The 19,549-nt window shown below is 69.7% G+C and carries 19 protein-coding genes; 14 read left to right on the top strand and 5 right to left on the bottom strand.

Features of this window, described 5'->3' with window-relative positions; all coding sequences use genetic code 11:
• Positions 1-102 precede the first annotated feature (102 nt).
• From BMZ38_RS01820 to BMZ38_RS01810, 3 genes are read left to right on the top strand one after another with little or no spacing between them, the layout of a single operon-like run.
• Positions 103-933 carry an SAM-dependent methyltransferase gene (locus BMZ38_RS01820; protein WP_175483648.1) on the top strand — a complete coding sequence of 277 codons (831 nt, stop codon included), beginning with the start codon at positions 103-105 and terminating at the stop codon, positions 931-933.
• A 44-nt stretch (positions 934-977) separates the two neighbouring features.
• Positions 978-1,313: a hypothetical protein gene (locus tag BMZ38_RS01815; RefSeq protein WP_245747141.1), complete on the top strand. Its 336-nt coding sequence runs from the start codon at positions 978-980 to the stop codon at positions 1,311-1,313.
• A gap of 21 nt (positions 1,314-1,334) precedes the next feature.
• Positions 1,335-3,113: a tetratricopeptide repeat-containing diguanylate cyclase gene (locus BMZ38_RS01810; protein WP_091333401.1), complete on the top strand. Its 1,779-nt coding sequence runs from the start codon at positions 1,335-1,337 to the stop codon at positions 3,111-3,113.
• Between the two features lie 323 nt (positions 3,114-3,436).
• Here BMZ38_RS01810 and BMZ38_RS01805 read toward each other — a convergent pair whose 3' ends face one another.
• The 3 genes from BMZ38_RS01805 to BMZ38_RS01795 all read right to left on the bottom strand — a co-directional run bounded on the left by BMZ38_RS01805 (position 3,437) and on the right by BMZ38_RS01795 (position 7,671).
• Positions 3,437-4,273 carry a class I SAM-dependent methyltransferase gene (locus BMZ38_RS01805; protein WP_091333398.1) on the bottom strand — a complete coding sequence of 279 codons (837 nt, stop codon included), beginning with the start codon at positions 4,271-4,273 and terminating at the stop codon, positions 3,437-3,439.
• A gap of 148 nt (positions 4,274-4,421) precedes the next feature.
• A complete protein-coding gene (gene ligD / locus BMZ38_RS01800) occupies positions 4,422-6,983 on the bottom strand; it encodes a DNA ligase D (protein WP_091333395.1) in 2,562 nt (853 codons plus the stop codon).
• Positions 6,984-7,059: 76 nt separating this feature from the next.
• On the bottom strand, positions 7,060-7,671 hold the full coding sequence (locus BMZ38_RS01795) for a phosphatase PAP2 family protein (RefSeq protein WP_091334316.1): 612 nt from the start codon (positions 7,669-7,671) through the stop codon (positions 7,060-7,062).
• 324 nt (positions 7,672-7,995) lie between these two features.
• Between BMZ38_RS01795 and BMZ38_RS01790 the strand changes: the two genes are divergently transcribed.
• The 11 genes from BMZ38_RS01790 (at position 7,996) to BMZ38_RS01740 (ending at position 17,588) form a co-directional block, all read left to right on the top strand.
• Positions 7,996-8,676, top strand: coding sequence for a response regulator (locus BMZ38_RS01790; protein WP_091333392.1), 681 nt, complete (start codon positions 7,996-7,998; stop codon positions 8,674-8,676).
• The gene (locus BMZ38_RS01785; RefSeq protein ID WP_091333389.1) at positions 8,669-10,075 is read left to right on the top strand and encodes a sensor histidine kinase; all 1,407 of its coding nucleotides are present in this window, start codon (positions 8,669-8,671) and stop codon (positions 10,073-10,075) included. Before BMZ38_RS01790 ends, BMZ38_RS01785 begins: the two co-directional genes overlap by 8 nt.
• 76 nt (positions 10,076-10,151) lie before the next feature.
• The gene (locus BMZ38_RS01780; protein ID WP_091333387.1) at positions 10,152-11,540 is read left to right on the top strand and encodes a TolC family protein; all 1,389 of its coding nucleotides are present in this window, start codon (positions 10,152-10,154) and stop codon (positions 11,538-11,540) included.
• Positions 11,540-12,673 (top strand): ABC transporter permease, encoded by a 1,134-nt coding sequence (locus BMZ38_RS01775; RefSeq protein WP_091333372.1) that lies wholly within the window; start codon positions 11,540-11,542, stop codon positions 12,671-12,673. Before BMZ38_RS01780 ends, BMZ38_RS01775 begins: the two co-directional genes overlap by 1 nt.
• Positions 12,670-13,410, top strand: a complete 741-nt coding sequence (locus BMZ38_RS01770) for an ABC transporter ATP-binding protein (RefSeq protein WP_091333370.1) — start codon at positions 12,670-12,672, stop codon at positions 13,408-13,410. Before BMZ38_RS01775 ends, BMZ38_RS01770 begins: the two co-directional genes overlap by 4 nt.
• Complete coding sequence (locus BMZ38_RS01765) at positions 13,407-14,330, top strand: efflux RND transporter periplasmic adaptor subunit (RefSeq protein ID WP_091333367.1); 924 nt, start codon at positions 13,407-13,409, stop codon at positions 14,328-14,330. The genes BMZ38_RS01770 and BMZ38_RS01765 overlap by 4 nt, the downstream gene beginning before the upstream one ends.
• A gap of 46 nt (positions 14,331-14,376) precedes the next feature.
• The gene (locus BMZ38_RS01760; protein ID WP_091333364.1) at positions 14,377-15,213 is read left to right on the top strand and encodes an alpha/beta hydrolase; all 837 of its coding nucleotides are present in this window, start codon (positions 14,377-14,379) and stop codon (positions 15,211-15,213) included.
• Between the two features lie 5 nt (positions 15,214-15,218).
• Entirely contained in the window at positions 15,219-15,578 is a 360-nt protein-coding gene (locus tag BMZ38_RS01755; protein ID WP_091333363.1) for an EamA family transporter, read from the top strand.
• Positions 15,575-15,973, top strand: a complete 399-nt coding sequence (locus BMZ38_RS01750) for a DMT family transporter (RefSeq protein WP_091333361.1) — start codon at positions 15,575-15,577, stop codon at positions 15,971-15,973. Before BMZ38_RS01755 ends, BMZ38_RS01750 begins: the two co-directional genes overlap by 4 nt.
• A gap of 5 nt (positions 15,974-15,978) precedes the next feature.
• Positions 15,979-17,232, top strand: coding sequence for a DegT/DnrJ/EryC1/StrS family aminotransferase (locus BMZ38_RS01745; protein ID WP_091333359.1), 1,254 nt, complete (start codon positions 15,979-15,981; stop codon positions 17,230-17,232).
• A gap of 62 nt (positions 17,233-17,294) precedes the next feature.
• Positions 17,295-17,588, top strand: a complete 294-nt coding sequence (locus BMZ38_RS01740; protein WP_091333357.1) for a PepSY domain-containing protein — start codon at positions 17,295-17,297, stop codon at positions 17,586-17,588.
• Here BMZ38_RS01740 and BMZ38_RS01735 read toward each other — a convergent pair.
• Together BMZ38_RS01735 and BMZ38_RS01730 are read right to left on the bottom strand one after the other, a co-directional pair.
• Positions 17,585-18,478, bottom strand: a complete 894-nt coding sequence (locus BMZ38_RS01735) for an arginase family protein (protein ID WP_091333355.1) — start codon at positions 18,476-18,478, stop codon at positions 17,585-17,587. The genes BMZ38_RS01740 and BMZ38_RS01735 overlap by 4 nt on opposite strands.
• Complete coding sequence (locus BMZ38_RS01730; RefSeq protein WP_091333352.1) at positions 18,475-19,539, bottom strand: GNAT family N-acetyltransferase; 1,065 nt, start codon at positions 19,537-19,539, stop codon at positions 18,475-18,477. The genes BMZ38_RS01735 and BMZ38_RS01730 overlap by 4 nt, the downstream gene beginning before the upstream one ends.
• Positions 19,540-19,549 lie beyond the last annotated feature (10 nt).

Below are 19,549 nucleotides of genomic sequence, written 5' to 3'. Positions count from 1 at the left end.
GCTTGTGGGCGGCGCCGGGGATCGCCGGCATCGGCGCGCCGGGCCGATGGCGCCTGCATCGCGGCAATCGCGCTTTGCAAGGGAGTTGCCTACTATCGCGCCATGAATACTCCGGCTCCCCCGACCAACGAAACACGCGGCAGCCTTGCTTGCGTGGGCATGGGCATGACCCTGGGTTCGCACCTCACCCCGCTGGCACGCAGCCACATCGAACAGGCGGACGTGGTGTTCGCCGGCCTCTCCGACGGCATCGTGGAGCTGTGGCTGCAGCGCATGCACCCGGACGTGCGCAGCCTCCAGCCGTATTACCGCGAGGGCAAGTCACGCCTGCAGACCTATCGAGAATGGGTCGAGCTGATGATGGCCGAAGTGCGTGCCGGCAAACGCGTCTGCGGGGTGTTCTACGGACACCCGGGCATCTTCGCCTGGTCGCCGCACAAGGCCATCGCGGCGGCCCGGGCGGAAGGTTTTCATGCGCACATGGAACCGGGCATTTCCGCCGAGGACTGCCTGTACGCCGACCTCGGCATCGATCCCGGGCGCTTCGGCTGCCAGCACTTCGAAGCGAGCCAGTTGCTCTTCTACGAGCGGCGGATCGATGCTTCCGGCTATCTGGTGTTGTGGCAGGCGGCCCTGGTCGGTGATCGTTCGCTCGGGCGTCTTGCGACTGGGCCGGCCTACCGCCAACTGCTGGTGGACCGACTGGTCCGGGACTATCCGCCGCAACACGAAGCCATCATCTACCGCGCGCCGACGCTTCCGATCGAGAAGCCTCGCATCAGGCGTGTCGCTTTGCGCGACCTGGCCCGGGCGCCGATGAGCGCGGAGGAGACGGTAGTGCTGCCGCCCGCCTTCCCGCTCAGGCCGAACCTGGCCATGCAGGCGCGCCTGGCGGAACTGGACGAGTTGGAACAGGCCGCCACAGTCGCATAATAATGGGAAGGCTCGGAATGGCTGCTTCGGGGAAGGGGCCCCCGATGGGCAAGTTACGAAGTCACGGCCGGCGGGCCTTCTTTATTGCCACGCTTCAGGGGAAAAAGATGAAAGATACCATCGAGCTGCTGGAAGCCATCGGCCGCGACGCGTCGCTGCGCCACACGCCGGCGGATGAGATGGCGCACCTGCTTGGACAGGCGCAGGCCTCTGCGGCCCTGGTTGCGGCGGCCGCATCGGGCGACAGCTCGCAACTGACGGCGGAGTTCGGGCAGTTGTCCAACCAGGCGCCCCAGGTTACCCAGATGCCTGCGCGCGAAGAAGAGGAACCGGCCGAGGAGGAACCGCTCGAGATCCCGGCTCCCGGCAGCCAGTCGTAAATCCATCCACGACGCCTGCCCATGTCCTGGTCGCCAAGCCGCATACGCGTCTTGTCCGCATGGGTGGGCCTGGCCTGGTGCGTACTCGCACCGGCCTGTCATGCCGGCTCGCCGATCACGGATCCGGGCTCGTTCATGCAACAGGCCGAGGGTTTGCGGACCAAGGATCACCCGCAATTCCTGGCCATGCTGGCGCGGATCCACCGCGAGGCGCCGCACCTGACCCCGGCCGAGCAATGGCAACTGCGTTACCTCGACGCCTGGGAAGCGATGTTCCAGGGCGACTACACCAAGTCCGAGCCCGAGTTGCGCCAGATCGTCGACCACTCCGGCAACGAGGTGCTGACCGCGAAAGCTTCGGGGCTGCTCCTGAATGATCTGGCGCTCACCCGCCGCTACGAAGATGCGTTCACCCTGGCCAACCGCCTGGCCGCCGGCCTTGGACAGGTGAAGGATCCGCGGGCCCGGTTCCTTCTCGTATCGGATCTGTCGCAGATGCTCAATCTGGCTGGCCAGATTGACCTGGCGATCCAGTACGCACGCATGGCCGAGCAAGCCGTGCCGCCGGGCGAGAACCTGTGCCGGCCTTTGTCCAGGGAAGTCGCTGCACTGTTCAACGGCAAGCGGTTGACCTCGACCAGCCCGGAACTGCAGCGGGCCATCGATACATGCGAGGCGGCCGGGCAACCGGTCTTCACCAACGCGATGCGCCTGGTCCTGGGCAGCCTCTACATGGAGGAGGGCGAACCGGCTGTGGCGCTGGCCCTGCTCGATCGGCTCGCTCCTGGCATCCGCAACAGCAAGTATTACCCGCACATCCTCTCGTCGCAGGTGGAGCGTGCGCAGGCACTGGCCGCACTGGGCCGCGACAACGAGGCCAGAAAAGCGGCGCTTGCCGCAATCGCCCTAGCCAAACCCGACAGCATCGACGAGTGGCTGGCCGAGGCCTACGAGGTGCTCTACCGGGTCGAGAAACGGCAAGGCAACGCGGCGGCCGCGCTTTTGTACTACGAACGCTATGTCGTACAGGACAAGGGTTACCTCGACGATGTCAGCGCCCGTGCGCTGGCCTACGAAGTGGCCCAGCAACACATCCTTGCGCAGAAGCTTGAGACGGAAAGGCTGGGCAAGCAGAACAAGCTCCTGCGCCTGCAGCAGGCACTGGACACCAAGGCGGTCGAAACCAGCCGGCTGTACAACTTGCTGCTGCTGGTGGTGATCGCCTCGATCGTGCTGTGGCTGTTGCGGCTAAAGCGCTCGCAGCTGCGCTTCAAGAAGCTCTCGCGGCAGGACAGCCTCACCGGCATCCTCAACCACCAGCACTTCGTCGGCCAGTCGGGCCGCGCCCTGCACGCGCTGGAAAGAAGGGTCGGCCATGCCTGCCTGATCGTCTTCGACCTGGACCACTTCAAGCGCGTGAACGACACCCACGGGCACGCCATGGGCGATGCGGTGCTCAAGCGCGCAGTGGCCGCCTGCCAGCAACAGCTGCGCCCATCGGATCTGTTCGGCCGGCTGGGCGGAGAGGAGTTCGGCGTCCTGCTGCACGAGTGCTCGCGGCACCAGGGCATGGAGATCGCCAACCGCATCCGCGCGGCGATCGCCGACGCGGCGGTCCAGCGGGAGGACTGCGTCATCACCGTATCGGCGAGCGTGGGCCTGGCCGCCACCGATACCTCCGGCTACGAGCTGCAACGGCTCTGCAAAGAGGCCGATGCGGCGCTCTACCGAGCCAAGCGTGCCGGCCGCAACTGCGTGATGGGGGACATCGAGGTCGACGTCGTTCTCGCTAGGGCCTGAGTTCCGCCCGCGCGGTGTCGGGTCATCCACGCGTCGGTCGTCGCCCCTGGACCCGCGGTTGGTGCCGTCTCCCTAACGGAGCCTTTCATCAAGAAGACCAAGTGCAAGGCTCGCGTCCTATTTCCCGTCGATCGAGCAGCGCACGCAAAGCCGATCAACCATCAGCTGGACGTGTTGACCAGCTGCGGTGAGCGCAAGCACGCCGAGCAGGAGGCGTGGCTGAAGGCCGAGCACTGCATGGGCACGGCTTGCGGCCGGTATTCGAATGCCGCCCCGGCGCCGCGACGGGATCGCGCGCGGCAGAGGGGCCGCGCGCCGGCAGGCTAGCGTCGCGTCGCCAGCACGCCATCGAGGGCCAGCTGCGCCCTGAATCCGGCGAGTTCAAGTCGTCGCGCCACCTCGCGCGGCACGTCGCGGCCGCTGGTGAGCTTGTTCGGGCTGCCGGTGTAGTGGAACAGGCGGCCGCCACGACGCAGCACGCGCGCAAGCTGGTCGTAGAACGCCTGCGAATAGAGTTCGCCGGCGATGCCGAAGCGGGGCGGGTCGTGCAGCAGCGCGTCGATCGAACCATCGGCCAACTGCGTGATCGCCTCCGATACGTCGGCATGGGCCAGCAACAGGCGGCCCTCGCTCGCATCCGGATCGGGCGACCATGGATTGAGCGTGCGCAGCCACAGCACGTCGGGATTCTTTTCGAACGAGCGGATGCGCGCCACGCCTGCCTCCAGGCAGCCTGCGGCGAAATAGCCCAGGCCGCCGCAGGTATCGAGCACCACCTTGCCGCGCGGTTCGACCAGCGCGACCTTGGCCCGCGCGTCCTCCACCGGCGACTGTTTCGCCGTCGGCAGCATCTTGATGCCGTCGATCTCGAAGGTGGGCGCGCCCCATTCGGTGGGCACCAGCTTGATCAGCGAGCCGGCGAAGCGCGATACCGGTTCGAAGGATTCGACGTCCCAGTAGTAGATCGTGCGGTCCTTCAGCCGCGCCGGATAGGGATAGAGCCGGCCGCGCCACTGCCAGGCGTCGGCTTGCAACGGCACCTCGGTGCGCGAGCGGCCCAGGTCCAGCGACCCGCTCCATGCACTCTCCCCGGCATCGCGCGCGGCATGCAGGGCGTCAGCGGCGGGACGGCTGAGCAGCGGACCGGAATAGTGCGGCACGGGAGGATCTCCGGCGTGGTTGCGAAGTGGAGCGCGACCATAGCGAATCGGCGCGGGTCCGGCCATCCGCGCGATGGCTCGGCGGTGATCTTTCGCCGCGGCGCGCGTGTCCGGATTTCGTCACACGGATCCGAACGGGCAAAGCTGCTCAGTCGCCGCCCAGCTTGCCGATGACGTTTTCCAGGCTTTGCCCGACCTCGTCGATGCCCGCCCACGGATCGTTGCGCAGGCGCTTGAGCCGCGCCGGCGCGCTGCGGATGTCGAACTGCGCGCCGCTGCTGATCCTGCCCAGTTCGTCCCAGCGCAGCGGGACCGCCACCGGCGCGCCGGGGCGACCGCGCAGCGAGTACGACGCCACGGCGGTGGCACCGCGGCCGTTGCGCAGGTAGTCGACGAAGATCTTCCGGTTGCGCACCGACTTGGTGCTGACCGCGACGAACTCCAGCGGATGGGTGCCGGCCAGCGCACTGGCGAAACCCTGCGCGAACTGCTTGACCGTGGCCCAGTCCGACGGCGGATTGAGCGGCACCACCACGTGCAGGCCCTTGCCGCCGGTGGTGCGCAGGAACGACTGCAGCCCGAGGTCGGCCAGCAGCTTGCGTACCAGTCGCGCCGCGGCGACCACGCGCTCCCAGCCCACGTCGGGGCCCGGGTCCAGGTCGAACACCACGCGATCGGCAAGGTCCGGCGTGTCCACCTTGGCGCCCCAGGGATGGAACTCCAGCGTGCCGTATTGCACCAGTTCCATGACCGATTCGGCCGACTCTGGATAGAGGTAGACCGCCGCGGCGCCGGTCTCCTCCTTCAGCTTCACGCTGCCGACGTGCTTCAGGCCGCCGGAGGGGATGTGCTTCTGGAAGAACGAGGGCTTGTCGATGCCGTCGGGGAAGCGGATGACCGAGGTGGGCCGGTTCAGCACGCCGGGAAGGAACCAGTCCATCACCGCGCGGTAGTAGTCGGCCACGTCCTGCTTGGTGTAGCCCTCGGCCGGATAGACCACGCGCTCGGGATGGGTGAGGGTGACACCGCCTGGTTCGGGCGCGGACGCCTTGCGCCTGGCGGCCCTGCCCTTGGCTGGAGCCGGAGCCGGCGTGGGGGCGGCGCGGTCGCTGTCGCGCAGGTCGGCCGGCGTCTTGTCCGGCCGCATGGCCTTCAGGCTCGGCTGGCGCAGCAGGCCCTGGTTGCCGATGCCGCGGTAGTTGACCTCGGCCACCGCGGTGGGCTCGATCCACTTGACCGCGCGCGGCGCATCCTGCGGATTGCGCACGCTCGGCTTGCTGCTGCCGCCGGTGGCCAGCGTGCGGCTGAGGTCGCGCAACTGCGCATGGCTGAAGCCGCTGCCGACCTGCCCGATGAAATGCCAGCCACCGTCCGACGCCGGCCGCGCCAGCAGCAACGCGCCGAAGCCATGCCGCCCACCCTTGGGCGCGGTGTAGCCGACCACCGCGAATTCGTCGGATTCGACCCGCTTGATCTTGAGCCAATCGTCACCGCGGCCGGCCCGGTAACCCGAATCCACGCGCTTGCTGAGGATGCCCTCGAGCTTCTGCGCGCTGGCCATGGCGAACACCTGGGCGCCATTGCCGACCACGTGGCTGCTGTAGGACAGATGGGCGGGGGCGTCCTCCAGCAACGCTTGGAGGATTGCCTTGCGCGCATGCAGCGGCGTGGCGGAGAGATCGCGGCCTTCCAGGTACGGCACGTCGAACAGCATGTAGGCCAGCGGCGCATTGGCCTCGCCGGAGAGCGTCTTCTGCAGCGCGTTGAAGTCGGACTGGCCCTGGGCATCCAGCGCGATCAGCTCGCCATCGAGCCGCGCCGAGTCGAGCCCGAGGGACTCCACCGCCTGGCGGATGTCCGGGATCTTGTCCGTCCAGGAAAGGGCGTTGCGCGACCACAGTTCGACGTTGCCTTTGAATACGGTGGCGAGGATGCGGTAGCCATCCCACTTCACCTCGTGCAGCCACTGCTCGCCCGCGGGCGGGTTCTCGCGCAGCCTGGCCAGCTCCGGCTTGAAGAACTCGGCGCTCGGCCGCCCCTTCCTCGCGCCTTCGGCGGCGGCCGCCAGCTCGGCGGCGCGGGTGGCGCGATGCCCCGCGACCGGGACCTTCTTGCGCTTGCGCTTGTCCAGCGTGGCAGCCACTTCCTTCGCGCCGCCGCTGCGGCCGGCGGCGGCCTTCGTGCTGGCGATCATGCGCGCGTCGAGCAGGTCGTCCGCCTCCACGTCGCTGGCGTAGGCGTCCTTGTCGTGCATCAGGAACCATTGCGGCTGCCTGGCCGCCTTGCCGCTGCGCACCAGGTGCCAGCTGCCCTTGAGGCGGGTGCCGAACAGCTCGAAGCGCAGGTGGCCTTTTTCCAGCTGCGCCTCCGGGTCGTACGGGGTCGACCACACGCCGCTGTCGAAGGTGTCCACGTGGCCGCCGCCATAGGCGTCCGCGGGGATGTCGCCCTGGAACTTGGCGTACGAGATCGGGTGGTCTTCGACCTCCACGGCCAGCCGCTTGACGTTGGGGTCGTAGCTCGGTCCCTTGGGGCAGGCCCAGGACTTGAGCGTGTCGCCCACCTGCAGCCGGAAGTCGTAGTGGCGCCGGCTCGCGTGATGCAGCTGCACCACGAAGATCGGCCGTCCACCGTCCACTGCCGAATCTTCCGAGCGGGGCTCCGGCGTACTGTCGAAACGCCGCTTGCGATCGTATTCCCTGAGACTCAACCGGTGGCTCCGCGGAGGCGACCCGGTGGTTGTTGCACCGGCGTCGTGAACCCCGGGTGGAGCAGCGCGTTCCCGGCTAGGGTTTGAAGTGATGCACGTAGCCCACGCTGAAGCCGCCGGGCAGCCAGCCGACGATGAGCGGCGAGTTGCGGTGCGATGCCCAGATACCGACGCCCGTCCCGATCGCCGCACCGACCAGCACGTCGCTCTGCCAGTGCCCGTGCACCTTCATGCGGGCGACGGCGTCGTACGCCGGCAGCAAGGCCAGCGCATACACCGCCGGATGTTCATCGCCGTAGGTCACGATGAAGGGCGTTACCGCCGCCGACATGGCCGCCACTTCGCCGCTGGGAAAGCTCTGCCCATGGTGGAAGAAGCGGTTGGGATCGTCGGTCTGCGACGGGCGCTCGCGCCCGAAGGTGTACTTCAGCGCCGTCGTGCTCACGCCGGTGATCACCAGGGCGTCGATCGAGCGCCAGAACGTATCGCCGAGCTCGTCGTGGTCGCCCAGCGCCAGTGCACCGACGCCCACGGTGAGAACGCTGCCGTAGATCAGCGCCTTCTGGTTGCTGCGCTTCCAGATGCCGCTGTTGTCGTAGTGCAGGCGATGGTCGATGCCAAACGGGCCGCCACTGGCGGCGGCGGTACCCGCGAACAGGAATGCGAACAGGAAGAGAAAGGCACGCATGATGCTCTCCAAGGCAGCCGGCGGCGTCGCCACCATACGCAGGTGCTCTTTCGACGACCTTTCCTGCGGTACCCTCCGGACCGGAACGGCGCGGCGCCCGTCCCTTGCAAGCCGCCTGAGCGCGACGCCACCCTGCGAGCGCCTCGCCGACCGCACGCACAAGCGGAGCCGTAAGCCCATGCTAAGCGTCACGGCGGAGCATGGCCCACGGCCCTCCAGCTTGCTGACGCGTTCGACGGGATGCTCCGGAACCGTCTTGAAAGGTAGGTGTCCCACCATCCGATTCGATCGATATCTGGATCCAGCCCGTTCCGAGGTTCGGCCATGCGCGTCCTGATTGCGGAAGACGATAGGGCGATCGCCGCCGGCGTGGCGGCGGCGCTGCGCCATGGCGGGCACGCGGTCGACCTGGTGGATGACGGTGCGCGGGCCGATGCCATGCTGGACGAGCATTCGCCCTACGATCTGCTGGTGCTCGACCTGGGGCTGCCCAAGCTAGACGGCAGTGACGTGCTGCATCGGTTGCGCCGACGCGGCGCCGAAATTCCCGTGCTGGTGATCACCGCACGCGAGGGCCTGCGTGAACGCGTGCGGATCCTCGACCTGGGAGCGGACGACTACCTGGTCAAGCCGTTCGCGCTGGACGAATTCAACGCCCGGGTGCGCGCGTTGCTGCGGCGGGTCGCCAGCAAGGGGACGCCGGAGCTGAAGCTGGGGCGTCTGCGGGTGGACCTGCCCGGGCAGCGCGCCTGGATCGACGAAACCGCGCTCGACCTGACCGCGCGCGAGTTCGGCGTGCTCGCGGCACTGGCATCGCGGGTGGGACGGCTGACCAGCCGCGCGCAACTGGTCGAGTCGCTGTGCAACTGGGACCAGGAGCTCACCGACAACGGCCTGGACATCGCGGTCCACCGCCTGCGCCGCAAGCTGCACGGTTGCGGTACCGGCGTACGCACGATCCGCGGGCTGGGCTACATGCTCGAAGAGGGCGAGGCCGGTGGTTGAAGTCGCGGCGGCCGCGCGCCGGTCGGCGCAACCGAGCCTGCGGCGGCGCCTGCTGGCGTTCCTGCTGATCCCGGTCGGAGTGCTGCTGCTGCTGGATGCCCTGCTCACCTACGGCGTGGCGCTGGCCTATTCCAACCACGTGCACGACCGCGACCTGGGCGACGACGCGCTCACGCTGGCGCAGATGCTGCGCGGCGACCGGCTCGAAGACACCGTCTCGCCGCAGGCGCGCTTCCTGCTCGCGTACGACCCGGACGAGGGCAGCTATTTCAGCGTGCGCAGCCGGCTGCACGGGGTGCTGGCCGACAACGCGCAGTTCCGCCAGATCGCCCCGCCGCCGGTCGACCAGCCGCCCGTGCTCTACGACGCCACGCTGGGTTCGCACAAGCTGCGCGTGGCGGCCGTGAGCATCCGTCCCGACTTCGACCCTCGCGACACGCTGACGGTAACCAAGGCGGAAACCCTGGCCGACCGGCATCGGCGCGCCCGCGAAATCCTGCTGATGGCCGTGCCGCTGCAGACGCTGCTGATCCTGGGCGTGCTCTCGCTGGTCTGGTTCGGCGTGGACTACGGGCTTCGCGTGCTGCAGCCGCTTACCGCCCGCCTGGCCGCACGCGGACGGGAGATCACGCCGATCGGCGAAGAGGACGTACCGCAGGAAATCCTGCCGCTGACGCGCACCATCGATGCGTTGTTCATGCGGCTGAGGGATACCCTGGCACTGCAGGAACGCTTCATTGCCGACGCTGCCCATCAGCTGCGCACGCCACTGGCCGGCCTGAGCCTGCACGTGGAACGCGCCCTCGCGGACGACAGCCCGCAGACCTTGCGGGACGCGCTGGGTCACATGCGCCGCCTGACCCTGCGCGCGGCGCGCACCTCGGCGCAGCTGCTGGCACTGACGCGGGCGCAGTCGCCGCTGGCCGAGCCTGCAACCCACGTGCCGGTGGATCTTGCCCGCCTGGTGCCGGAGGCAGTGAGCCTGCGGGTACCCGAGGCCCTGGCGGCCCGGATCGACCTTGGTTACCACGGGCCGCCCGGCCCGCTGCCGGTCAACGGCGATGCCGCCAGCCTGCACGAGATGCTGGACAACCTCCTCGACAATGCACTGCGCTATGCCGGGCCCGGCAGCAGCGTCACCGTGAGCCTCGTGGCATCGCCCGGCGGCGGCGTACGCCTGCGCGTCGAGGACGACGGCCCGGGCGTGCCCGACGCGCTGTTGTCCAGGCTGGGCGAGCGGTTCTTTCGCGTACCGGGCACCAACGAGGAGGGCACCGGGCTGGGCCTGGCGATCGTGCAGCACATCGCCGAGCGGCATCGGGCTACCATCCGCTACCTGCGGACCGCACAGCACGGCCTAAGCGTGGAAGTGCAATTTCCTCCGCCAGCCGCCGCCTGAGATCGCCATGTTTTTTCGACGTCACTGCATGCTTGCCCTCCGGCGCCCGATGGTCGCGCCCGCCTGGCGTCGACGCATGCAAGGGCTCGCGCCCCCCGTCCTGTGCATCGCATTGGCCGGCTGTGCCGCCACGCCCCTGCCCGAACTACGTCCAGCCGCGCCCGGTCATTGGCGCCATGCCAGTGGCGATGCAGCTTCCGCACCCACCGACCTGCACGGCTGGTGGCATGCCTTCGGCGATGCGCAGCTGGATGCGCTGATCGACCAGGCGCTGGCGCGCAACCTGGACGTCGCGCAGGCCGTGGAGCACCTGCGCGCCGCGCGCGCCCTGCACCGCGTCGTCGGTGCGCCATTCCTGCCCCAGCTGAGCGCGAAGACGGAAGACCTGCCCGACCCTGATGCGAGCGCTTCGTTCTTCGTGGTGGGTCTCGACGCGCAGTGGGAATTGAATCTCTTCGGCCGCGGTACCGCCGAGCGGCGCATGGCTCAGGGCGATCTCGACGCCGCGGCATCCGGCCTGCGGGGCGCGCAGGTGTCGCTGGTGGCCGAAGTCACCCGCGACTGGCTCGAACTGCGCGCCGCCCAACAACAGGAGCGCTGGCTGCAGCGGATCCGCGACACGCGTCGGCAGCAATACGCCTCGCTCCAGATCCGCCAGCAGCTGCGCCTGGCGGGTGCGCAGGAGCTCGACCGGGCGAAGGCCGCGCTCGCCCAGGCGGACGCGGCCCTGGCCGAACCGCGCGATGCGGTGGACGCCAACGCGCAGAGACTGGCAGTCCTGCTCGGCCGGGCCGAGCCCGACCCCGCCTGGTTCAAGGCTGCCCCGATGCCCTCGCTCGGCGCCTGGCGGCTGCAGGCCGCACCGGCGGACATGTTGCGCTCGCGTCCGGAAATCCTGCACGCGCAAGCCGATGTGCTGCGCGCCGCGGGCGAGGCCGGCGTGGCGCGCGCGGACCGTTATCCGCGCGTGGCCCTCGGCGGCTCGCTGATCCGGTCGACCAGCCTGCAGGCGCACCGGCCCACGAACGACAACGCGGTGCTGTCGCTCGGTCCCGTGATCGATATCCCGCTGTTCGACTGGGGCATGCGGGCGGCACAGGCGCATGCGAAGCAACATGAGCTCAAGGCAAGCGTGCTGGCGTACCGGCAGGCGGTGCTGCAGGGCGTTGGCGAGGTCGAGACGGCGATCGGGAGATTGCAGCGGCAGGCCGAGTACGAGCGCCATTGCAGCGAGGCCGCAGCAGCCCTGGAGCATGCCGACGGGATCGTCGCGCGGCGCGCCGCTTTGAAGCTGGCCGGCCCGATGGACCGGGCGGAGAGCGCCATTGCACGCGACCAGGCGGCACTGTCGCTGGTCCAGGCACGCGCCAGCCACGGCCTGGCGTTCGTGGCGCTGTTCAAGGCCGTGGGCGGCGCGCCGCTGCCCGCAGGTGAGCAGGCCACGCTGGCCGAGGGTCACGACTGATGGTCGCCCTGGCCCGCAAGACGCTGGTGCACGAATGGCGGCGCTTCCTGCCTGCCATCCTCGCGGTCGGCTTCGCCGGGTTGCTGCAGCTGCTGCAGGCGGCCCTGGTGCTGGGCATCTTCGGCAGCGCCAGCGTCTACATCACCGGCTCGGCCGCGGACCTGTGGATCGGATTCCCGGGCACCCAGAGCGTGAATCTCGGCCGGCCGATCGATCCGAACATCGAGGACCGCCTGCTGATGGATCCGGCGGTCTCCCAGGTCGAACCTTTCATCTGGCTGGACGCCGATTGGCGCGGCCATGCCGATACCGGCGGTGTATCGGTATTCGTTTCCGGCATCGACCCGCACGCCGATGGGCTGATGTTCGCCCACGCACTGCCGCCGGCCCTGCGCGCACGCCTCGAAGAGCCGGATGCGGTGATCGTGGACCGCGCCGACATCGACAAGCTCGGCGTCGCCGTCGGCGGTACCGCCGCCATCAACGGGCATACCGTGCGGGTGGTCGGCGTCAGCAGCGGCCTGCGCGCACTCGGCGGGGTCAACGTGGTCAGCTCGCTCGCCACCGCCAGGCAACTCGATACCGATCCGGGCGACAGTGGGCAGCCCACCTACCTGGTCGCCCGCTTGCGCGACCCGGCGCAGGCCGACGCGGTGGCCCGGCGCCTCGACGGCGATCGCTCGTTCGGCCCCTACGAAGTGTGGACCGCCCACGCGTTCGCGCGCCGTTCCGCGCTCTACTGGATGCTCGACACCGGCGCGGGTGCCGGCGTGCTGTTCCTGGCCGGCGTCGTGTTCCTGGTCGGCGCGGTGATCACCAGCCAGACCCTGGTCGCCGCGGTGGCCGGCTCGGTGCGCGAGTACGCCATGCTCAACGCGCTCGGCGTGGGTGTCGGCGCGTTGCGGTGGGTGGTGCTGGAGCAGGCCTTCTGGGTCGGCGCGCTGGGCTTGCTCGGCGCCACCCTGCTCGGCGGTGCGCTGCTCGGGGTGGCCCATGGCCAGGACGTGCCGGTGGTGCTGAACGCCCCGGCCACGCTGGCCTGCGTGGTGCTCGCGATGGGCCTGGCCGCGGTGTCCGGCCTGGCGGCGATCCGCAGCCTGCGCCACGCCGATCCGGCGAGCCTGCTGCGATGAGTGCCGTGGCGGGCGGTGCGGTCACCCTGCGCGCCGAAGGCGTCGCCAAGGCGTTCGTCTCCGGCCGCGTGCGCACGCAGGTCCTGGACAACCTGTCGCTGTCCATCCATGCCGGCGAGCTGACCCTGATCTCCGGGCCGTCCGGTTGCGGCAAGAGCACGCTGCTGGCGATCCTCAGCGGGTTGCAGAAGGTCGACACCGGACGCGTATTCGCGCTCGACACCGCCCTGGACCAGCTCGATGCCAACGCGCTGGAGCGTTTCCGGCTGCTGCACACCGGCTTCGTGTTCCAGGGCTTCAATCTCTTTCCCGCACTGAGCGCGCGCGAGCAGGTGGAACTGCCGCTGCATTACCTGGGCGTGACCAAGCGCGAGGCTCGCGAGCGCGCCGCGCGTTCGCTGGAGGAAGTGGGCCTGGCCCACCGCATGACGCTCAAACCGGCGGAACTGTCCGGCGGCGAGAAGCAGCGCGTCGCAATCGCCCGCGCGCTGTCCAAGCAACCGCAACTGCTGTTCGCCGACGAACCCACCAGCGCGCTCGACGCCGCCAGTGGACAGGTCATCATCGACATCCTGCACCGTATCGCGCGGGTGCACGGCACGACCGTGCTTTGCGTCAGCCACGACCCGCGCCTGATCGGCCACGCCGACCGCGTGCTGGCGATGGAGGACGGCCGTATCCTGAGCGACCGGCGCATGCCCGCGCCGATCGCCGCCATCGAAGGGACCGCTTCATGATTTCGCCCATCCTCCGGCGTGCAACGGCGCTCGCGCTGCTGGCGCCGTTGCTGCTGTGCGCCTGCGCCCAGCAGGACGACCCGCCGACCACCGCGCCGGCGCCGGCCTATGCGGCGGTCGCGCGCGGGCGCATCGACGTCGAAGGCGGCCTGCTCAGCTTGGGCATGCCGCGCGAGGGCACCCTGGCCGAGGTCGACGTGCACGAAGGCGAGCGGGTGCGCCGCGGCCAACCGCTGGCGTCGCTGGACCTCGAGCCGGGCCGGCTCGCCGTCGCCGCGGCGCAGGCCGAACTGGACCAGGCGCGGGCGCAGCTGACGCTGCTCGGCGACAGGCTGGCGGCCGCGAAAACCCGCGCCCAACGGCTGGCCGAGGCCGAGCGGGCCGGTGCCGGCGACGGTCCAGGCGCCGACGAAGCGCACAACGCGGCGACCGAACTGACCGCGCAGCAGACCGCCATGCGCGCGGGCGTGGCGGCGGCCGAGCAGAAGCTCGCAGGCGCCCGCTTCGAGCTGGCGCAGCGCACGCTGCGCGCGCCGATCGACGCCGACGTGGTGCGCGTGTCCGCCCAGCCCGGCGCCAGCGTCTCGCCACAGGCCGGCGCGTTGTTCGTGCTGCTGCCGCGCACGCCGCGGATCGTGCGTGCGGACCTGAGCGAAGCCTACGTCGATGCGGTGCGGCCGGGCATGCCGGCGCTGGTCAGCGCCGATGCCTCGCCCGACGCCAGGCCCTGGCATGCGCACGTGCTGCGGGTGGGCACGGTGGTCGGGCCGTCCACGCTGGAGGACGATCCGCAGCTGCGCGCCAACAGCCGCACGGTCGAGTGCGTGCTCGCCTTCGATACCGCGCAGACGCCGCGCGTGGGCCAGCGCGTCATGGTGCGATTCGGAGCGGGCTCCGGTCCGGCCGCGAAAGGCCGATGAAACGGGCTCATGCGAGGCTGTGTGTCGTCCATCCCGAGGTAGCCGCGTGATCCGCCAGGCCGATTTCTTTCTCGAAGGCGACCGCCGCGGCGTCCTGCTGATCCATGGCCTGACCGGCACGCCGATGGAAATGCGGCTGCTCGGCAAGGGCCTCAACAACGCCGGCTTCACCGTGCACGGCATGCAACTGGCCGGCCACTGCGGCGACACCGACGACCTGCTGGCTACCGGCTGGCGTGACTGGTACGCGAGCGTGGAGCAGGCCGCCGATGCGCTGCTCGCGAAGGTCGACCAGCTGTTCGTCGGCGGCCTGTCGATGGGCGCGCTGCTGGCCTTGAAGCTTGCCGCCGACCGACCGCACCAGGTCGCCGGCGTGGGTGTCTACGGCGCCACCTTCCGCTATGACGGCTGGAGCATTCCCTGGTCGGCGCGCCTGTCCTTCCTGTTGCCGCTGGCCAAGCGGCTCGGCCTCGGGCGCGCGCGCGCCTTCCTCGAACAGCCGCCGTATGGATTGCGCGACGAACGCCTGCGCGAACAGGTCAGCGCGGCGATGCGCAGCGGCGACAGCACCATTGCCGGGCTGCTCGGCAATCCCTGGCACTCGCTGGCCGACCTGCATTTGCTGTCGATGCAGGTGCGCCGCCAGCTGCCGGAGGTCGTCTCGCCCTGCCTGGTGGCGCACGCCAGCGACGACGACGTGGCCAGCGTGCGCAACGCCGAGCTGGTGATGCGTCGGGTAAGCGCGCCGGCCGAGCTGCTGCTGCTGGAAGACAGCTACCACATGATCACGATCGACAAGCAGCGGCGCACGCTGATCGAGCATTCGGCGCGTTTCTTCGACGGGATCGCCGCCGGGCGCACGGCCCCGGTGTCGGTGGACTGACGGCGATGGCGCCGCTGACGCTCACCCTGTGGATTGCCAACGTGACGTTCGACAGCGTCGGCCAGCTCGCCTTCAAGGCCGCCGCCGGCGACCCGCATGCCGGTGACGGCCTGGCGCGCTGGCGCCACATGGCCGCGCGGCCATGGCTGTGGCTCGGCATCGGTTGCTACGTGGTCGAGTTCCTGGTGTGGATCGCCTTCCTCTCCCTGGTGCCCTTGTCCGAGGGCGTGCTGCTGGGCTCCATCAACATCGTGGCGATCATGCTGGCGGGGCGGCTGCTGTTCGGCGAAAAGCTCACCCGCCTGCGCGTGCTCGGCATCGGCCTGGTGAGCCTGGGCGTGGCCATCGTGGGAGCGGGCGGATGAGGCGGTTCTACCTGTTCGGCTTCCTGCTGCTGATGAGCTTCGACACGCTCGCGCAGCTCTCCTTCAAGCTGGCAGGCAGCCACGCGCTGCCGGTCGCAGCGAACCTTGGCTGGCTGCTGCGTGTATTCGGACAGCCCTGGATCTATGGCGCGCTGGTGGGTTACCTGGGCGCGTTCTTCACCTGGATGAGCCTGCTCAAGCACGCGCCGATCGGGCCCGCCTTCGCCGCCTCGCACCTGGAAGTGGTCAGCGTGATGCTGCTGTCGGTCTGGTTGCTGCACGAGCCGCTGACCACGCCGCGCGTGCTCGGGGCGGTGGCGATCGTGGCCGGCATCGTCTGCCTGGGCGCGGCCGAGCGGGACGCGCCCGAGGCGGTGCCCGACATCGCAGGCTGAGCCCCATGCGCCGCCGCGCCTTCCGCGAGATTCCGCCCACGGCCGGCCTGCCGCTGCGGGCCGCTGACCTGTTGCCGCGCCGCGGCGCACTGCCCGAGACCCTGGCGGAGCAACTCGGTACGCCGCCGCTGCTGCTGACCTGTTCCGGCACCGCCGCGCTGCTGGTGGCGCTGCGCACGCTGAGCGAACGCGCGCCGCACCGCCGCGTCGTTGTGGTGCCGGCCTACACCTGCCCGCTGGTCGCCATCGCGGTGCACAGCCTGGGCCTGCACCTGCGGCTGTGCGACACCCGTCCCGGTCACTTCGACATGGATCCGGCGGCGCTGGCACGGGTCTGTGGCGCGGACACGCTGGCGGTCGTCCCGACGCACCTGGCCGGCCTGGTCGCGGACGTCGACATGGCTCGTGCCATCGCGCGACAGGCCGGGGCGTGGGTCGTCGAGGATGCGGCCCAGGCATTGGGCGCGCGAGATCGCGGTTGGAGCGTGGGGCTGCGCGGCGACATCGGCTTCTTCAGCCTCGCCGCGGGCAAGGGGCTTTCCATCTACGAGGGCGGCCTGCTGACCGCGCGCGACCCGTCGTTGCGCGCGGCGCTGCAGCGCGTGCACGACATGCTGGCCTCGCGCGGCGGCGGGTGGGAACTGCGCCGCTGCGTGGAACTGCTGGGACTGGCTGCGCTATATCGGCCCGAAGGACTGGCCCTCGCCTATGGCCGGCCGCTGCGGCGGAAGCTGCGGCAGGGCGATCCGGTCGCGGCCGTGGGCGACCGCTTTGCTGCCGGCATCCCGCTGCACCGCGTAGGCCGTTGGCGCCAGGGCGTGGGCACGCATGCGGCCGCGCGCTGGCCGGCCTTCCTCGCCGAGCGCCGCGCGCAAGCCAGCCCGCGTGTGGCCCGCCTGCAGCAGATCGACGGCCTCGAGGTGATCCGGCCGGGTGCCGATGCCGAGGGCAGTTGGCCGTTTCTGCTGCTGCGCTTGCCCGACGAGGCACTCCGCAATGCCGTGCTGGCCCGGTTGTGGACGGCGGGCGTGGGCGTGAGCCGGTTGTTCGTCCATGCCTTGCCCGACTACGCCTACCTCGCTGACCGGGTGCCGCGGGAGCCGATGCCCAACGCGCGCGACTTCGCGCAGCGCACGCTCACGCTCAGCAACAGCCCTTGGCTGGACGACGCCACGTTCGAAGAGGTCGCCACGGTCATCGGGCGCGTGCTTGGGGCGCTGCCTTCACGCCGCGGCGAGACGCAGGTAAGCGCCATCTAATCGATAGAGGTCACCTTGTAGGCGCCGCGAACGTCCTATCGGCAACCCAACAGGAGACTGTCATGCGCCAGTGGATTCTTTTCGCTTCCTCGCTAGCCTTCGGCACCGCCGCCTTCGCCGCCGCCGCACCCACCAGGTCCGGCATGAAGCCGCATGTCAGCATGACCGAGGCGCGCACCATCGCCCTGAAGACTTTCCCGGGCAAGATCACCAAGGAAGAGCTGGAAAAGGAAAAGGGCGGCAGCGGCCTGCGCTATTCCTTCGACATCATGGCCAGGGGCGTCACCCACGAGGTGGGCGTGGACGCGATGGACGGACAGGTGCTGGAGAACTCGATCGACAACGACAAGGACTAACTGATCGCGCCCAGGCTGCCTGCTTCGACGCGTTTCCCGATCGCCGCCAGCAAGCGCTCGTTGAGCGCATGCTGCTGCGCCTGCCACTGCCCCAGCTCGCGCTCGTCCACGACCGGCTGGGCGTCCATCGCGGACAACTGGCGCTTCCACCAGCTGCGGTAGCGGTAGAGCGAGACCTCGCCGGTGATGTCGCTGCCCACCAGTCCGCCGCGCAGGCTGTCGATGAGGGCGAGGGCGTGTTCGAGCCGCAGCTGGCCCTGGTCCCAGTTGGTGCGCGCCACGTCCGGCGCGAAGACGTCCTTGTCGATGGACAGATAGGTGGGCAGCGGCCGGGCCAGCTGCTGCTCGCGGAAGGCATCCACGAGATCGGCCGGGGTATCGAACCCATGGAATGCATGGGCCAGGCCGGCGTCGCGGGCCCAGCGGACATCGACGCCGACGCTCCAGTAGCTCAGCCGGCCGCTGCGCAGCGGCGCGCGGTAGTTCTCCCATGCATGGGCACGGCCGATGTCGTCCGAGCCGATGCCCACCACGTGTACGTGGCTGACCTGCGGCAACTGCGCGACCCGTCGCACCCACGAGCCGCAATGCACGCCGAACGGATAGCGCATGTTGTCCGGATGGTTGTCCAGTACGACCACCTGGAACGGCTTGGCGTCGCCCGCGCGTGCGATCAGGGGCAGGCTCAGATGGTGGAAATCGCCGCTGCCCAGCATCGCGGTGGCGTGGGGGTCGGGCAGCAGGTCGTCCAGCACGCGGTCGAACCGTCCCAGCGTCCGCAGCGAGCACCCGAAGCGCAGCGCCTCCTGCCAGTGCGCCAGTGGCACCACCAGCCGTCCCGTCAGCGGCCCCACCGATTGGTCGATGTCGAGCACGATCGGCCGGGTCACGGGCCTGCTCCGGCCTGGGCGGTGGCCACCGGCTCGCCCTCGAAACGATGCGCCAGGCGGCGCAGCAGCGCGCGCAGCAGCGGGTTGCGCAGGTAGACCGCATGCCGCGTGCGGCTCAGTTGCGCGCCCAGATGGGCCTTGGCCCGTGCGTCGGTCCAGCCGGCGACGTAGTGGCTCAGGCCGCGCGCGCAGGCGTAGTCCAGGTTGTGCATCCAGCTGACCGCATACAGGTTGTGCTCGCGCGCCTGGGGATAGACGAAGCCGACGTACTTGTCGACCAGCTTGCCGGCGTATTCGTAGCAGAGGTTCCAGCCGATCAGCCGCCCGCCGCTGCGGTAGGTGAAGACGATGCCTGCGCTGTGCCCGTCGTTGAGCAATGCAGCGACGAACGCCTCGTCGAGCAGGTCGAACTGGATCTCGCTCTGCGCATGCACGTTGCGGTACAGGGCGTAGTACTCGCCGATGACGTCGGCCTGGGCGAAGCAGGGCGCGCCGGTCGGCACGGCGTCGATCTGCAGCCGTTCGCGCGCGCGCAGCTTGCGCCGGATGTCCTTGCGGCGGGCCGCCGACAGCCGTGCGAGATAGTCGTCGGTCGAATGGAAGTCCACCGGCACCCAGGCCAGTGGCATGCCCTCGAGCAGTAGGAACCCGCGTGCCGCGAGCGCGGCCGCTAACGCGTCGGCCTGCCTGTTGGCCGACGCGTCGAGCAGCGGCGAATCCTGCGGCAGGTCCTTGACGATGAGCAAAGCGCACTCGCGGCCATAGGCGGCGAGCAGTTCGTCCGCCAGCCCCTCGGCCGTGCCGGTCGGCAGCGGCGTGTACTCGGTCACGGTGCAGCCGGCGAAACGCGTGCGCCAGCGCAACAGCCTTCCCCACAGGGGATACAGCGGCAGTCCGGTGATGCGCTTGCGCAGCGCGTCGTCGGCCGTGGTCAGCAGGTCGAAGCGCGCCAAAAAGGTCGGTATGCCCGAGGGCGAGGACTCGGCCGTGAATCCTATCGGCGGATGCGCCAGGAACTGCTCGACCAGTGCGGCCGGTTCAAGCGCGGTGGAGTACGCCATGATGGCTGCC

It is taken from the genome of Frateuria terrea (genome assembly GCF_900115705.1).
GTDB lineage: Bacteria > Pseudomonadota > Gammaproteobacteria > Xanthomonadales > Rhodanobacteraceae > Frateuria_A > Frateuria_A terrea.
The sequence above is the reverse complement of the archived record's forward strand: the minus strand, read 5'-3'. Positions and strand labels throughout refer to the sequence as shown.